General features: G+C 56.1%; 15 protein-coding genes. 8 read left to right on the plus strand and 7 right to left on the minus strand.

The window, feature by feature from the left end:
• Positions 1-26: 26 nt before the first annotated feature.
• The gene (locus SIK97_RS06640) at positions 27-209 is read right to left on the minus strand and encodes a hypothetical protein (RefSeq protein ID WP_004129481.1); all 183 of its coding nucleotides are present in this window, start codon (positions 207-209) and stop codon (positions 27-29) included.
• A gap of 721 nt (positions 210-930) precedes the next feature.
• On the opposite strand from SIK97_RS06640, the gene SIK97_RS06645 reads away from it, so the two are divergent.
• Genes SIK97_RS06645 through SIK97_RS06660 form a run of 4 tightly spaced genes read left to right on the plus strand, consistent with a single transcriptional unit; the run spans position 931 to position 3,994 of the window.
• The gene (locus tag SIK97_RS06645) at positions 931-1,740 is read left to right on the plus strand and encodes an ABC transporter substrate-binding protein (protein ID WP_004099328.1); all 810 of its coding nucleotides are present in this window, start codon (positions 931-933) and stop codon (positions 1,738-1,740) included.
• A gap of 13 nt (positions 1,741-1,753) precedes the next feature.
• Positions 1,754-2,572 carry an amino acid ABC transporter ATP-binding protein gene (locus SIK97_RS06650; RefSeq protein ID WP_014837542.1) on the plus strand — a complete coding sequence of 273 codons (819 nt, stop codon included), beginning with the start codon at positions 1,754-1,756 and terminating at the stop codon, positions 2,570-2,572.
• Positions 2,569-3,321: an amino acid ABC transporter permease gene (locus tag SIK97_RS06655; protein ID WP_004848103.1), complete on the plus strand. Its 753-nt coding sequence runs from the start codon at positions 2,569-2,571 to the stop codon at positions 3,319-3,321. Before SIK97_RS06650 ends, SIK97_RS06655 begins: the two co-directional genes overlap by 4 nt.
• Positions 3,311-3,994 carry an amino acid ABC transporter permease gene (locus SIK97_RS06660; protein WP_014837541.1) on the plus strand — a complete coding sequence of 228 codons (684 nt, stop codon included), beginning with the start codon at positions 3,311-3,313 and terminating at the stop codon, positions 3,992-3,994. The genes SIK97_RS06655 and SIK97_RS06660 overlap by 11 nt, the downstream gene beginning before the upstream one ends.
• Positions 3,995-4,021: 27 nt before the next feature.
• Here the strand turns inward: SIK97_RS06660 and SIK97_RS06665 are convergent, their stop codons facing one another.
• From SIK97_RS06665 to ecpR, 6 genes are all read right to left on the minus strand, one after another.
• Positions 4,022-4,726 (minus strand): molecular chaperone, encoded by a 705-nt coding sequence (locus SIK97_RS06665; RefSeq protein WP_014837540.1) that lies wholly within the window; start codon positions 4,724-4,726, stop codon positions 4,022-4,024.
• Entirely contained in the window at positions 4,695-6,308 is a 1,614-nt protein-coding gene (ecpD, locus tag SIK97_RS06670; protein WP_227507194.1) for a fimbrial adhesin EcpD, read from the minus strand. Before ecpD ends, SIK97_RS06665 begins: the two co-directional genes overlap by 32 nt.
• Positions 6,309-6,327: 19 nt before the next feature.
• Positions 6,328-8,853: a fimbrial biogenesis outer membrane usher protein gene (locus SIK97_RS06675; RefSeq protein WP_014228104.1), complete on the minus strand. Its 2,526-nt coding sequence runs from the start codon at positions 8,851-8,853 to the stop codon at positions 6,328-6,330.
• A 25-nt stretch (positions 8,854-8,878) separates the two neighbouring features.
• Positions 8,879-9,547 (minus strand): hypothetical protein, encoded by a 669-nt coding sequence (locus SIK97_RS06680; protein WP_004848094.1) that lies wholly within the window; start codon positions 9,545-9,547, stop codon positions 8,879-8,881.
• 59 nt (positions 9,548-9,606) lie between these two features.
• A complete protein-coding gene (gene ecpA, locus SIK97_RS06685; protein ID WP_004848092.1) occupies positions 9,607-10,194 on the minus strand; it encodes a common pilus major fimbrillin subunit EcpA in 588 nt (195 codons plus the stop codon).
• A gap of 153 nt (positions 10,195-10,347) precedes the next feature.
• A complete protein-coding gene (gene ecpR, locus SIK97_RS06690) occupies positions 10,348-10,890 on the minus strand; it encodes an ECP biosynthesis operon DNA-binding transcriptional regulator EcpR (RefSeq protein WP_014228101.1) in 543 nt (180 codons plus the stop codon).
• Positions 10,891-11,817: 927 nt separating this feature from the next.
• Here ecpR and phnC point away from each other — a divergent pair.
• From phnC to phnE (SIK97_RS06710), 4 genes are all read left to right on the plus strand, one after another.
• On the plus strand, positions 11,818-12,660 hold the full coding sequence (gene phnC, locus SIK97_RS06695) for a phosphonate ABC transporter ATP-binding protein (protein ID WP_014228100.1): 843 nt from the start codon (positions 11,818-11,820) through the stop codon (positions 12,658-12,660).
• Between the two features lie 23 nt (positions 12,661-12,683).
• Positions 12,684-13,625 carry a phosphonate ABC transporter substrate-binding protein gene (gene phnD, locus SIK97_RS06700; RefSeq protein WP_009654530.1) on the plus strand — a complete coding sequence of 314 codons (942 nt, stop codon included), beginning with the start codon at positions 12,684-12,686 and terminating at the stop codon, positions 13,623-13,625.
• 68 nt (positions 13,626-13,693) lie between these two features.
• Positions 13,694-14,566 (plus strand): phosphonate ABC transporter, permease protein PhnE, encoded by an 873-nt coding sequence (gene phnE, locus SIK97_RS06705; RefSeq protein WP_057173913.1) that lies wholly within the window; start codon positions 13,694-13,696, stop codon positions 14,564-14,566.
• Positions 14,563-15,444, plus strand: coding sequence for a phosphonate ABC transporter, permease protein PhnE (gene phnE / locus SIK97_RS06710; RefSeq protein WP_032748154.1), 882 nt, complete (start codon positions 14,563-14,565; stop codon positions 15,442-15,444). Before phnE (SIK97_RS06705) ends, phnE (SIK97_RS06710) begins: the two co-directional genes overlap by 4 nt.
• Positions 15,445-15,464 lie beyond the last annotated feature (20 nt).

A 15,464-nucleotide genomic window follows, 5' to 3' on the forward strand; every position in this document is an offset into this window, starting at 1 on the left:
AGTAGGCTTCACGCGTCCTGCGCCGCTCAGTATGTTTTATCATGGCGAAACCACCTTGTTTCAACGTTGCCGAGCTCAATTCCGTAGAGACTGGCGACCGGTAATATTGCCTCCATGATGCGTTGGGTATCCTGCTGACCGGCTTCACCGCCGGATCCAGATAAAGAAGCCAGCCAGCCCGTTATGCGTTGCCACAGCGCCACTTTCATTTTTCTCCTCCGTCGGGAAGCATTTTTGCCTGTGTCTATTTCAACCACAGTTGACGACGGACGGGAAATATCAATTCCGGATTTGTAATTCTGTGGGATGCATATTGGGGCCTTTCCCGGATTGCGACGTAAACGTCTTATCCGGGCTACACGACCCCAGACGACTGAGGCCCCGTAGCCCAGCCAAGCGCAGCGCAGGCTGGGAAGGACCCGCAGCGTTTGCCGGAGCCTGATTTGTAATTCTATGCGCAAGGGTTCCGTTCACTCGCAATCTGCAGAAAATGCCTCACCGCTACCCGTGAACGGGTAAAGGGGGAGAAAACCGTCTCCCCCTTTACAATCCCCGCGGTCCCGCAAAGAAATCGGTGCTGCGCACTGCGCTCACCTCCCGGTCCTCAGCCTGCGGTCGGCTCAACTCGACATCACTGTCTCGATTCGCCTCTGGCCGCCATCCCTGGCGGCCAGCCCTTGTCTTCCGACCTCCGGTTCGCCGATTTCAGCGGGCACCAGGGCATCGCTGCGAGTCTTGTGGTTTCAGAAAGATACCAATAGCTGACGGAATGTCTCCCCAGTTTGGTAGCACAGAGCCGGGTAAACAATATCCACAACTTTGTTAAGTTCTTTTTCGTTATAGATAAGAACTTTTTCTTCTTTGCCGCCGACGGGCGATTTGTGGGAGCGTGATAAACACAAAACAAAACAGGGATTCAGGGGAATAACAATGCGCATTGCAAAAACAAAAATCGCGCTGGCGCTGGGCATGCTGGTGCTCGCCGCGCAGGCTCAGGCCGATCAACTAGCCGATATCAAAGCCGCCGGCGTGGTCAAAGTCGCCACCTTCGACGCCAACCCGCCGTTCGGCTCGGTAGACCCGAAAACGCATAAAATCGTCGGCTACGACGTGGACTTCGCCGAAGCGCTGGCAAAATCGCTCGGCGTCAAGCTGGAGCTGGTCGCCACCAACCCGGCCAACCGCATTCCGCTGCTGCAATCCGGTAAGGCCGACCTGATCGTCGCCGATATCACCATCACCCCGGAACGCGCCCAGGTGATTGATTTCTCAACGCCTTACTTCGTGACCGGCCAGCAGTTCCTCGTCCCGGCAAAATCGCCGGATAAGCTCGATGATTACAGCAAAGCGCGCATCGGCGCGGTAAAAGGCACCACCGGCGAACAGGCGCTGCATCAGCGTTTCCCGCAGTCGCGCGTGCTCTCTTATGACGATATTCCGCTGGCGCTGACCGCCCTGCGCAACGGCAACGTGCAGGCCATCACTCAGGACAGCACCATCCTCGCCGGACTGCTGGCGGAAGCGCCGGACAAGGCGAACTTCAAAATCATCCCCGACCTGCTGAGCAAAGAAGAGATTGGCGTCGGCGTGAAGAAAGGCGAACCGGCCCTGCTGAAAGCGGTCAATGACGAGCTGGTCAAGCTGGAGAAATCCGGTGAAGCGGCCAAAATTTACGACGTCTGGTTTGGCCCGAGCACCAAAACCCCGCAGCCGCGCGCCTTTACTATCGAAGCGAAATAAGCAGAGAAAGATGATGTTATCGGCTCTATTTTCACGCTCCGCGGCATCGTCCGCGGATTTTTCGCATCTGCAGCGCGCCAGCATTGAGTTTCGCGATGTCGCCAAAAGCTACGGCGACCATCGGGTGCTGAACGGCGTAAATTTACAGGTTGAACCCGGCGAAGTAGTGGCGATCCTCGGCCCTTCGGGATCGGGCAAATCAACCCTGATCCGCCTGATCAATCAGCTGGAATCCCTTAGCGGCGGCGAGATTCTGATCGACGGCAAACCGACGCGCCAGCTTACCGGCAGCGCCCTGCGCCAGCTGCGCAGCCGGGTCGGCTTCGTTTTTCAGCAGTTTAATCTCTACGCCCACCTGACGGCGCAGGAGAATATTACCCTCGCGCTGGAACGCGTTCACGGCTGGAGCAAAAGCGCCGCCCGCGAGCGCTCGCTGGCGCTGCTCAGCCAGGTTGGCCTGGCGGATAAAGCCCGGCAGATGCCTGCCCAGCTCTCGGGCGGTCAGCAGCAGCGGGTGGCGATCGCCCGCGCCCTCGCCTCCTCGCCGCAGATCATTCTGTTCGATGAACCCACATCGGCGCTGGACCCGGAGATGATCGGCGAAGTGCTGCAGGTCATGAAAACCCTCGCCCACAGCGGGATCACCATGGTGGTGGTGACCCACGAGATGCAGTTCGCCCGCGAGATTGCCGATCGGGTGGTGTTTATCGACGGCGGCGATATTCTCGAAGTCGCGCCGCCGGCCGAGTTTTTCGCCCGGCCGCAGCACGCCCGCACCCGCCGTTTCCTGCAGAAGGTGCTCGACCCGCTGCACCAGGAGAGTGAGGCGTGATCCCGCATCTTGACTGGCATGGCGTGCTGAGCGGACAGCCGCTGCAATGGATAATCTCCGGCTTTCTCACCACCGTCTGGGTCAGCGTCGCCGGGATGATTCTGGCGACCGTGCTGGCTATCCTGCTGCTAGCGCTGCGTCTCGGGGGCGGCCGGCCCGGACGCTGGCTGGTGGCGGCCTGGGTATCGCTGTTCCGCAATACGCCGCTGCTGGTCCAGCTGCTGTTCTGGTATTTTGCCGCCTGGAATCTGCTGCCGCTGGGGGCGCGAGATTTTATCAACGACGACCACAGCTGGTCGATTCTGCCGGGCAACGTCTGGTGGCTGACGCCGGAGTTTCTCTGCTCAATGTGGGGACTCGGGGTCTTTACTTCGGCGTTTCTGATCGAAGAGATCGCCTCCGGGCTGCGCGCCGTTAGCCACGGCCAGCGGGAAGCGGCGCTGTCGCAGGGGTTTACGCCGTGGCAGGAGCTGCGCCACATTCTGCTGCCGCAGGGGCTGGCTAACGCCTGGCAGCCGATTATCGGCCAGTATCTGAACCTGATGAAGCTCTCCTCGCTGGCGAGCGGTATCGGCTTCGCCGAACTGACCTATCAGGTGCGGCAAATCGAGAGCTACAACGCGCATGCGCTGGAGGCGTTTGCCGTCGGCACCGCGCTGTATCTGGCGCTTGGAGTGCTCATGGGCGTGGCGCTGACGCGTCTCGGTCCGGGAAGGGATCAGCAAAGGAGAGCCGGCTATGAACGCTAACCTGGCGGTTATCGTTGATAACCTCGATTATCTGCTGTGGGGACGGCTGGCGGACGGTATTCCCGGCGGCGTGGTGCTGACGCTGCTGATGGCTATCGGCGCCGCCGCGCTGGCGCTGCCGGGGGGCGTGCTGCTGGCGGCCATCGCCTGGCGCTACGACGGGATCGTGCGGCGGCTGCTCTTCCTGTGGGCGGAGATTATTCGCGGCATCCCGCTGATCTTCGTCATTTTCTGGCTGTGGTATCTGCTCCCCATGCTCACCGGCAGCGACCTGCCGGGCGCGGTAACCGTCACGGTGGCGCTGGCGTGGTTTACCGCCGCGTCGGTGATGCACTCGGTGCTGGCGGGCCTGCAATCGCTGCCCCGCGGGCAGTACGAAGCGGCGCTGACCCAGGGTTTTGCCCCCGGACAGACGCTGCGCCTTATTCTGCTGCCGCAGGCTCTGCGCAACGTTCAGCCCTCGCTGGTAGGGATATTTATCGGGCTGCTCAAAGACACGTCGCTGGCGTTTATCGTCAACGTGCCGGAACTGACCACCGTCGCCGGGCAGGTCAATAATCGGGTGCAGATTTACCCGCTGGCGATATTTGTCTTTACCGGCGCGGTTTATTATCTGCTGTGCTGCGGCCTGAGCCTGCTGGCGAACCGCCGCTATGCCGGGCGTACGGTTTAGCGACGAAGCGCGAAAAAAGCTGCCCGGTTAGTTCACCGGGCAGTCTTTGGTCATTTTTATAAATTTATCGTTATAGATGATGTAGTGGTTCCCCGGTTGGCGCAGCGAGGCCTGGCGAACAACGTCCCCGGGCCGTAAATACCATGCATCCCCTTCCTCTTCCGTCGTATCGCACCCGGGCTTGATCAGCAGCTTAAACCAGGTATTCCCGGTATTGCTGACGGTGCCCGCCGCCCGATCGTAGGCCCACTTGAACCGTACCTCGCGCGGGCGCACAACCAGAATCGTGTCCATCACCACCACCGGATCCATACTCACCTCGGTACCGCTTTTATTGCGCATCACGTAATTGCGGGTGGGTATTTCACGAAAGGAGACCCGGTAATAGCGCTCACGGTCATCTTTCGGGCCGTGGTAGTAAAACTTAAAATACTCGCTCTCCCCCGCCTGCAGGGTAAGCTGACGCGGGGCAAACAGCAGCTCGCCGTCCGCCGGGCGAGAACGCACCTCTTTGCCGCCGGGGCGGTCGATAGCGACAATAGAAACCCGATACAACCGGGCGCTTTTATTGTTATTAATTACCCGTTTAGACGCGAAGTTATCTTCCGCCGCCAGCGAGAAAGTTAAATTACCCACCGAGATGGCCTGCGCCGCGGTCGCGAAGCCGAGCGACAGCAGGCAGATAAGCATCCGCAGCAAATTAGTTAATGTTACGCCACGTCGCCTGAACATGAATTTCTCCTGAAGCACTCACTTCACCAAACCAGCCGTTATCTTCCACCGTGCGCAGCGATATCGGGTTATCCATCGGAATGGAAAACGTTACCGTCGTTTTGTCCATCTGACCGACGTCGCCGGAAATATCCGTCCACGGCGTGGTTAACCACAGGGCGTCGGTCATATCGCGCCAGGTATCATCGCATCCGGCATCGTAGGTTTTGATGGTCCCGGTCTGGGTGGTAAACGCCAGCGTCGCCGGGAACGGTACTCTCGACGTGCCGTCGGGTGAACTAAAAATACAGTATGAACGTCCGCCGATCGCCTGCGTTGGCCCGGTCACTTTAATGAGCACTTCATCGGCGGCGGTTTTGCCGCTGGTGGTGACAATATAGCCAAAGTCCAGCGACGGCTCGCCGCTGCCCACGTAGCCTTCGCGCGTCGGCGCCGAGGTGTACTCATCGGAAATAATGCTGATGCTGAAGTCGCGCGGTTTAATAATCAGGGTGTTGGAGGTCGAAAACTCGTACCAGCCTGACTCCGGCGAGGTGGTGTTATAGAAACGGAAATTAAACAGGTCTTTAGTGTTCACGTCGCTGATGCCCAGCGTGACCATCTGCTTAAAAAAGTTGCTCGAGAAAAAGACGTAAACCGAGTCAGATGATTTCATCTCATTAAACGTATAGTACTGGGAGATGCCGCTCACCGGCTTCCATGAATTCCCATCCAGGCTGAACTGCATATCATAACTTCCGACCGCGGAAGCCAGCGCCGAGTTGCTGATTGCCGGAAAAATATGAATTGAGGTATTACTCAGGCCATTATGCTGCAAATTGTAGTTCACCATTTTGCAGCTCAGACCGGAACGGGAGCCGATAGTCTGGGTGCGGCAGTCGGCGTTCCCCTCGCCCAGCGTCGGGACCCCGTCGCTGTTGATAAAGACTTCCGCCAGCGCATGGGTGTTAATCAGCTTCAGGTTTGCCGCTTTGGTATGGGTGACTTTGCGCACGTACCAGCTTCCTGAAGCCTGATCTTTACAGCGCGCGCCGCTGGTAGCGTCATAGTTCACCGAAGTCTGACAGGAGTTGATGGTCATCGAGAAACTGCTGCCCACCGACATCTGCTGCAGATACTGGTAGAAAGCATCGGACATCATGCCGTGCATCCACTTTTGTCCGCCGGATGTCACCGTCGCGCCATAGAAACCGCTGGCGTCGGTAGTTTGCGGCTGAATCAGGCTGGTGGCCATGTCGCAGCCCGCATACCAGTTGATACAGCGCAGCCCCTGTAACGGATGAGATGTGGGGGAGTTATCAAACCACATATCAAACTTCCAGTTGGCAATCAGGCCGGTGTTATAGCCATTGTCGATATAGCCCAGGCTCTGCTGATAAATGGTGCCCGAGCCGTTATATTTCAGGCCGGTCCAGCGGTTAGCCCCGGTCATTCGCGGGTCTAGCGCGCCGCCCGGGGTGACAAAGAAGTTATCGTCCGAGTTGTTTTCCACGAAAACAAACTGCATGGCCGCCGCATCCGGCCAGGTGGTTTTGGTGACCGCGGCGTTGACCCGCGTCACGCACAGCGCCGCCGTGAACATCACTAAACATGCCAGCCATTTAGCTTTCATTACCTTCTCCTGTCTGCTGCGTGCGGGCATAGGTGGAGAGGCCGCTACAGACCACATCGCCCACCCACACCGCGCCGCGCGCCTGGCTCAGCTCCAGCGCCACTTCGCAGCTCTGGTTTTTACCGTAACTGAAATCGATGGTGGGATATTTTTTATCCACGTCCATCACAAACTCACCGTTCTCATCGGTGCGGGTACGACCGATATGGTTATTAATCCGCGCGTTAGCCAGCAGCGTGCCGTCTTCCGCGCGGATACGCCCGGAGACCGTCACCATCTGCTTCACTTCCGGCTCAATCACCGCCACGTTGCCCGGATAAAGGGTCAACTGGCTCTTACGCCCGGTCACGATATCGTAGCTATCGAGCGAGTTTTTACTGTTCTGCAGCTCCACTTCATAACGGCTGTACGGCGACAGCGGCAGGTAATTACGGTTGCCGGAGAGCTGCACAATGCGGCCGTTAACCTTGGCGCTGAGCTTGCCGTCATCCTCAAGGCCGGTTTTGAAAATCACCCCGGCGTTGCCGTCGGTGCGGCCGCTGGCGGCGATATTTTTCCCCTGCCAGCCCACGCTGCCGTTGGCGGTCAGGTTGGTGTTCACATAGCCATCCACGCCGCTGTTCACATTCAGCGTGCCGGTGGAGTAGCGGGTATCAAATTGAGCATACGCGCCGCCGCTGAGGGTTTTGTCATCGCCGGTATCGCCGGAAATGGCGCGCGAAACGTTCGCGCCGATGGTGCGAATACTGCCTTCATCAAACTGTTTACGCGCCGACAGGTTGGCCATGGTGTAACCGTTCTGGTGCGTCATCCCGGCGCTGAACCAGTTGCCGAGCGGCAGCGAGAAATCGAGCGCAATATATTTCCCGGTGCTGGCGCTGCTGTCGCCGTTATTAAAGCGCTGTACGCCCGCGCGCAGGCCCAGCGATCCCCATGAGCCGGTGTAAAGCGTCTGGTAGTAATCCGCCGTGTAGTAATGGCTGTTATAGCGGCGGTCGTCGTTATAGCTGACGCTGAAGGTACCCAGCTTTGACCAGAGTGAATTGAGGTTCAGCGTGCCGCCGATGGCCCGGTTGTCGGCATTACTGCGCCGTATCCGGTCGCCAATCTGCGTTTTTTCCTGGTTGACCCACACCGAACTAAAGCCGCCGGGCAGCGTGGCGCTGATGCTGCCGATGCTACTCCAGGAGCTGTCGCTGGCCAGCATATTCTGCAGGTTCACGTTAATGGACTCGGTGATCGGCAGGGTCAGGCGCGTCTCGGCGACGGCGTTGTTATCATAGCCGTAGCCGGTGGCCGCCCAGCTTAAGGTACTGAACGACCCGGAGGCCGAGGCCCCCGCCAGCCAGCTATCTTTTGCCGGAAGCGTTTTTTTACCGCTTTCGGACCAGCGATCCATATGGAAGCTGCCGCCCCAGAATTGCCAGGCCAGCGGCGCGCCGGCGCCGCGTCCGCGGCTGAACAATTTATTGACCCGCTGGGTGCGTTTGCTGACCACCCGGCCGTTCACAATCACTTCAACATCGACATCATAAATCCCGTACGGCAGGCCGCGGGTGTCGACTTCATGGTTACCCATGGCAAAGTTCTGCACGCTCATCAGGCGTCCGTCGCGGGTCAGATGGACTTCCCCGGCGGCGGGTAAAAAGGCGACCACCGGGGTGGCCGACTGGGTGTTATCGAACACCGTCGAACTGGCCTGGTTGCCCCACGAAGCGCCGTAGATCTTCCCTGCCGAAACGGCGGTCATCGGGCCAAGGGACTGTAAATTCCAGGTATCCAGCATCCCGCCCGCAAAGCGGTGACCGGCAAAGTCGCGTTCATACATCGCTTTATAGACGTCGCTGTCCTGATTGCCGGAGCCAATACCGTAAAGCGAGCCGTCCAGCACCACGTGGTGCTCGCGCAGCGCGGTGACGTTGTTCAGCGACAGATAGCTGGAGGTGTTATTGCCGCCGTTGCGCATCTGGTTGTTATAGACCCCGAGGTTATAGTTCAGGGTGCTGCTAAGGGTGTTGACGCTGGACTGACCGATATCTTCGCTGCGCGAGCGCAGCACCGTACCCAGCGCCTCTTTTTTTACCACCAGCTGCAGAAGCAGCTGGCGCAGGCTGAGCTGTAGCCGGGCGTCATCCGTCAGGCTAATGTTAAGATCTTTGCTGAAAGCTTCATTGGCCAGCGCGGTCAGCTGTTTGCGGGTCTGCTCGCTGACGGTGGCGTTATTATCGTTTTCTTCCAGCTGAATCTGCCGAACGCGCAGAACGCCATTATCCAGCCAGATAAAGGCATTGCCGATCCGCTGATCGTCCTGGGTACCGGTGCTGCCTTCAAGATGAATAAACAGTGGGATGCTCATTCCGTCCTGCAGCGCCTGGCTGAAGGCCTGAGGGATAATCACGCCGCCGATTTGCTGTACTTTGTCGGTGGCGGCAGTGACGCTAAACGGAACCAGCAAAATGACCATGCCGGAGGCAAGGAGTGTTTTTAATCCTGGAGCGTTCCCTGGTAGAGCCATAATGTTGATCCGTCAGAAGAAATGTCTATTTCACGGGAACAAACTGCTCGCCCTGCCAGAGCGCGACCCGTCCTTTTTTATCCGCCACATTCACGCGCGTGAAGCGCCGTTCTTTTCCCGGCATCAGGAAATAATTTTCCTTGCACTCTTTACCGTCAGCCGGCTTCAGACACGGGCCGTAGGCAAGAATGCGCAACGTCGCGTTACCGGTATTGACCAGCGTGCCGTTGGCGTACTGATAGCGGAAATTGGCTTTTCTTGGCGCGACCACCAGGATGGTGCCGATCCGCGCCGAGGCCGTCGCTACCGCGCTGCGGGTCGAGCCATTGCGCTGGGCATCGCTGAGCGCCTGATCGAACCAGACAATGCGGTAATAGCGTTCTTTATCGTCCGCCGGGCCTTTGTAGAAAAAGCGGATCACGTCGCTGGCCTTCGCGGGCAGCAGCAGACTGGCGGGGGTCAGTAAAATCTCGTCCTGCTTATCCATCGGGATCACCTTGCCACCGTCCAGCGGCGAAGAGAGGCGTTCCATATGGATGTTAATTAAGCGACCGCTGTCGGTCGTGTTCTTGATCTCTTTGCTCAGCGTGCTGCTGCCGCTGTTCATAAATGAAGAGATATCGCCCACATCCAGCGCCAGGGCTGGCGTCATTGTGCTGAGCAACAGGCTGATGGCCAGAATGTGTTTTTTCATATGAATTCAATCCGTGAAATAAGGCAGGGGGAGCCCCCCTGCCTGGTGCTACGAGAGGATCAGCTGGTCCAGGTCGCGTCGAACTGTACGCTGACGTCGCCGCTCCAGATACCTTCCGGCAGCGTGCTGTAGTCAGTAACGGCAGTGGTGCCATCGGTGGTGCCGCTGATGATGGAGAACGTGAAGCCGTCCTGAGCGGTGGTGCGACCGGCGACGTTATAGCCGTTAGACAGCGCGCTGAGGTTGCCGCCCAGGGTGCCCGCCGCGGTGTCGATCATAGTGGTGTCAGCCGTTTTTTCGACCGCTGCGCCGTTGTAGTCAACGCCCACGCTCAGGGTGGAACCAGAGGTATCCAGCTGAGTCAGGGTATTGGTGATCAGACGAGAGGTCAGCTTGAATGCGGTCGCGGTGGCGTCACCTTCGATAGCCACATCAAACAGGCCTTTCTGTGAGTTAAAGCCTTTAACCCCTTCGGCATACTGGAAAGCCAGGCTGCCCAGCGGAGTCACCACCAGCTTGCTGGTAGTGTCTTTTTTGGCGGTTGCGGACCAGGTAGCGACTGCCTGAGCAGTAACGTCAGCTGCCTGAGCGACACCCATACCGGCAAACGCGGTTACCAGAGCAATTGCAAGAACCTTTTTTTTCATAGCTTTTTCATCCTGAGTTTATTAAGGGACCTGATGTCCCACGTCTGTGTGCATTCCCGCCATAGTTCAGGCCGCATCATTATTATCTGCGACGCAAATTATTTTGGGTGTTACGACCTGGTGCACAATTTTAAAAACAACGTTTATTACTAATTACAGCGCTAACTTATATATCTTTGAATACAGTTTGGCCTCGGCATTTCGCCGATGGGTATAAACCGTTTTCACACTACAATTTTCAATCTTGGCAATAGATTTCGGGTGCATTCCCTGTGCCGTCATCCGAATTATTTGCATTTCCCTGTTGGTAATTTTGTCTTTCTTTATATCTTTACGAAGAAAACGGCCGTTGATAACGTATGCCAGCTCCTGACGAATATCCTTGGCTAAGTCCACATAGACCACGCCACGAATAGCACCATTGTAATACCAGTAGTTGGCCAGCGCTTCCGAGCGCCTCGCGGCAATTAATACAATTTGCTTGCCTTTCATTTCAGCCAGCCACTCGCTATCGCGGCGGATAAAATAATTCAGCGAACTAGCGCTAAGATTAATAAATACAAACTCCCGGCGTACCTTTTCAAGCGACAGGTAAATCAGGTCATCAATATCAATAATTAGCTCAGCGAGTCCTTTTAAAAAATAGCTGTCATGAGCTGGCCAGATGCACTGGTCCAAAGAATATTTATAATCCATATAAAGTTAAACCCCATAGTCCTGGAAATCTTGAACGTATCACAACACTGCTGATAGCCCAGGCCTGCAAAGTCTAAGTCAGCAAATTCCCTCTTTAATATATTCAATCAAAATTCAAAACAGTATTGCCGGAAACAAAGAACACTAAATGACTTGCTTGTGTCTTGTGTTACCAAATTTAGGATTTTTCGCTATGTGTGTCAATAAGTGCGCAAAGGGCTAATTACCGACCAGGTCAATTTAAGCCAGAAGAATAAAAATAAGGATATTGAGTTAAACACAAAAACCATTGTTTTTCATATGGTTATTGTAGTGACATGCGTAGATTCTTAAGTGAATATTATATGTTCCAGGATCTTAGCCATTAGCTGTTAAGACTATTCTTAATCGCCCTTTTATTTAAAAAAGCGAAAAAACCGAACAAATTCAAAAAAGAAGAATATAAAACTAATAAACAACACAAAATCAGTGGTTAATTTCATTAATTAGCGTAAATAATGGAATTACACGCCGCACAAAAGGGATAGTCGCCGACTAAAAATTTTCCGCCGCGAATCGTAATCCAGTACCTGAAGATTATCTACTCGATTAAACCGACTCAGGTATAAGAATTGCACGAACGTCCAGAGTCGTCCCGTTGTACCCGCGGCGATAGCATTCCCCGGCTAATGTCGCATAAAACGCGTCATCTTTATCAGATGAAATACGTATCATTATTAATCTCATGCGCTATCGCGTATTAAAGGTAGGCAGAGTATTCTCAGATGCCCGATTGCTGATGCAAAAGTGTGATCTATGACGAACTTTTTTTCCAACAAATAGGCCAGCTTTCGCATCCGTTCACTATTTGTTCGCCTTACTGTCATCCAGCAGTCATATAAAACACCATTAATAGTGCCCAGTTTACTGACGAACCTGGACGCATTTATGAACAGTTCCCTGGCTGCGGTGGCAGAAACCGATTATCAACCGTTTACGCCGCCCTTTATCGACCGGCAGCGTAAGGTCCTGAGCGTACGCAACCTGAGCAAATCCTACAGCGCGCAGCAAACCGTACTGGACGGCATCAGTTTCGATCTTCATGCGGGCGAGCTGGTTGGCGTCATTGGCCGCTCCGGCGCCGGAAAGTCAACGCTTCTGCACGTACTGAACGGTACCCACAGCGCCAGCGGCGGCGAGATCCTCAGCTATCCGGAAGTGGGTACGCCGCAGGACGTATCAAAGCTGTCGGGCCGCGCGCTAAACGCCTGGCGCAGCCAGTGCGGCATGATCTTTCAGGATTTCTGCCTGGTCCCGCGTCTCGACGTTTTGACCAACGTGCTGCTGGGTCGCCTGAGCCAGACCTCCACCCTGAAATCATTATTCAAAGTTTTCCCCGACGCGGACCGCGCCCGCGCCATCTCCCTGCTGGAATGGATGAATATGCTGCCGCATGCGCTACAGCGGGCGGAAAACCTCTCCGGCGGGCAGATGCAGCGTGTGGCGATTTGCCGGGCGCTGATGCAAAACCCGGGTATTTTGCTGGCCGATGAACCGGTCGCTTCTCTCGACCCGAAAAATACGCAGCGGATTATGAATGTCCTTCGCGAAATTAGCGAACAGGGTATCAGCGTGATGGTAAACCTGCATTCGGTGGAGCTGGTGCGTGAATATTGCACGCGGGTCATCGGCGTAGCCAAGGGCAAGATTATTTTTGACGATCATCCCACGCAGCTGAATCAGGATATTCTGCATCGGCTGTACGGCGATGAAATTAGCCAATTGCATTAAATTTCACTCACACGGGCAAAATAATGAAAAAGTACATCACTGGCGCAGTTCGTTTATCCGCAGCGGTTGCAGGCATTATGATGGCGTGGCAGGCAAGCGCTGCTGAACAGCCGAAGGAATTAAATCTTGGCATCCTTGGCGGTCAGAACGCAACCCAACAAATTGGTGATAACCAGTGCGTTAAACAGTTTCTTGATAAGGAGCTGAAGGTCGATACAAAATTACGTAACTCTTCCGACTATTCCGGCGTGATTCAGGGATTGCTGGGCGGAAAAGTTGACGTGGTCTTAAGTATGTCGCCGTCATCATACGCTTCCGTTTATATTAACAACCCTAAAGCCGTCGATATTGTCGGAATTGCCGTAGATGATAAAGATCAGTCCCGCGGCTATCACTCGGTGGTGATTGTCAAAGCCGACAGTCCATATAAAAAGTTAGAAGATCTGAAAGGCAAAGCGTTTGGCTTCGCCGATCCGGACTCCACTTCCGGCTTTTTAATTCCCAACCACGCCTTTAAACAGCAGTTCGGCGGCACCTCGGATAATAAATATAATAACTTCTTCTCCAGCGTGACCTTCTCCGGCGGCCACGAGCAGGATATTCTGGGCGTGCTGAACGGTCAGTTTGCCGGCGCGGTGACCTGGACCTCGATGGTGGGTGATTATAATAGCGGCTACAGCGTCGGCGCCTTCAACCGACTGATTCGCATGGATCACCCGGATTTGATGAAGCAAATCCGCATTATATGGCAATCGCCGCTGATCCCGAACGGCCCAATCCTGGTCAGCAATTCCCTGCCTGCTGACTTTAAGGCCAAAGTCGTCACCGCGATTAAAAAGCTGGATACCGACGATCACGCCTGCTTTATCAAAGCGATGGGCGGCACGCAGCATATCGGCCCGGGCAGCGTAGCCGATTTCCAGCAGATCATTGATATGAAACGCGAACTGGTTACCGCGCGTTAATCCCGCCCTGGCGCCGTCGCCCGGCCAGTCTCGCGGGCGGCGGCGACTCGTTGAAGACACAGCGACGCATGAATAATACCCATACCGAATTCGAACGCTATTACCAGCAGGTCCGCTCGCGGCAAAAGCGCGACACCTTTAGCTGGTCCCTGCTGCTGCTGGCGCTCTATTTTGCCGCCGGCAGTATGGCCGAGTTTAATCTCTTTACTATCTGGCACTCGCTGCCCAATTTTCTCGATTACATGTTTGAGACGCTGCCGACGCTGCACGTCGCCGACCTGTTTGCCGATTCGCACACTAAAGGCTCTCTGGCTTACTGGGGCTATCGTCTGCCCATTCAGCTGCCGCTTATCTGGGAAACGCTGCAGCTGGCGCTGGCGTCCACGCTGGTGGCGGTGGCGATTGCCACCCTGCTGGCGTTCGTTGCGGCCAACAACGCCTGGTCCCCTGCCCCACTGCGTTTTGCCGTCCGCGTGCTGGTGGCTTTTCTGCGCACCATGCCGGAGCTGGCGTGGGCGGTGATCTTCGTGATGGCTTTTGGTATCGGGGCGATCCCCGGCTTTCTGGCATTAATGCTCCACACCATCGGTAGCCTGACCAAGCTGTACTATGAAGCGGTAGAGAGCGCCCAGGATAAACCGGTACGCGGCCTGGCCGCCTGCGGCGCGTCGCATCTGCAGCGTATCCGCTTTGCCCTGTGGCCGCAGATGAAACCCATCTTTCTCTCCTACGGCTTTATGCGCCTCGAAATTAACTTCCGCTCCTCAACGATCCTCGGGCTGGTGGGCGCGGGCGGCATCGGCCAGGAGCTGATGACCAATATCAAACTGGACCGGTACGATCAGGTCAGCATCACGCTGCTGTTGATTATTATCGTGGTATCGCTGCTGGATATGCTATCCGGCCGCCTGCGGCAGTGGGTTCTGGAGGGGAAAAAATGAGTCAGTGGCAAAATCAACCGGATATCGCCGCCAGCCGTCGCCAGCATCGGCATTTATACCAGGCCCAGGGGCGCTATCTGCGCTACGTCGGCCTGCTGACGCTGGCCAGCGCCCTCTACTATGTCTGGTTCTTTATGCAGTTCGGCATCAGCGGTGAGCAGCTCGCCACGGGGCTGCAGCAAATCAGCCGCTATCTGCTACGGATGTTCGTCTGGCACGATTTTTTCAACTGGCCGTTTCGCTATTACTTCACGCAAATCGCCATTACCCTGGCGATTGTTTTCGCCGGGACGCTTACCGCGACGGTCATCGCCCTGCTGCTCTCGTTTCTGGCGGCGCGGAATATTATGCGCGGCGTGATTCCGGGAACGATCGCCCTGCTGATGCGCCGGTTGTTCGACGTGCTGCGCGGTATCGATATGGCTATCTGGGGGCTGATTTTTGTCCGCGCCGTGGGGCTCGGGCCGCTGGCCGGGGTGCTGGCGATAATTATGCAGGATACCGGGCTGCTGGGCCGACTGTACGCAGAGGGACACGAGGCGGTTGACCGCTCGCCGGGACGCGGCCTGACGGCGGTGGGGGCGAACGGTTTGCAGAAGCACCGTTTCAGCATTTTTACCCAGTCTTTCCCGACGTTCCTGGCGCTGAGCCTGTATCAGATTGAATCGAATACCCGTTCCGCCGCGGTGCTCGGCTTTGTCGGCGCGGGAGGCATTGGCCTGATTTATGCGGAAAATATGCGTCTGTGGAACTGGGACGTAGTGATGTTTATTACCCTGCTGCTGGTGGCGGTGGTGATGGCGATGGATACGCTGTCCGCCTGGCTGCGCCGCCGCTATATCGGCGGCAGCGCGGTGCCGCTGTTTAAAGCTGATTAGTTTTTCCCGGGAGGCGGTGC

This window comes from Klebsiella sp. JN_Kp126 (assembly GCF_033843325.1).
Lineage (GTDB): Bacteria > Pseudomonadota > Gammaproteobacteria > Enterobacterales > Enterobacteriaceae > Klebsiella > Klebsiella michiganensis.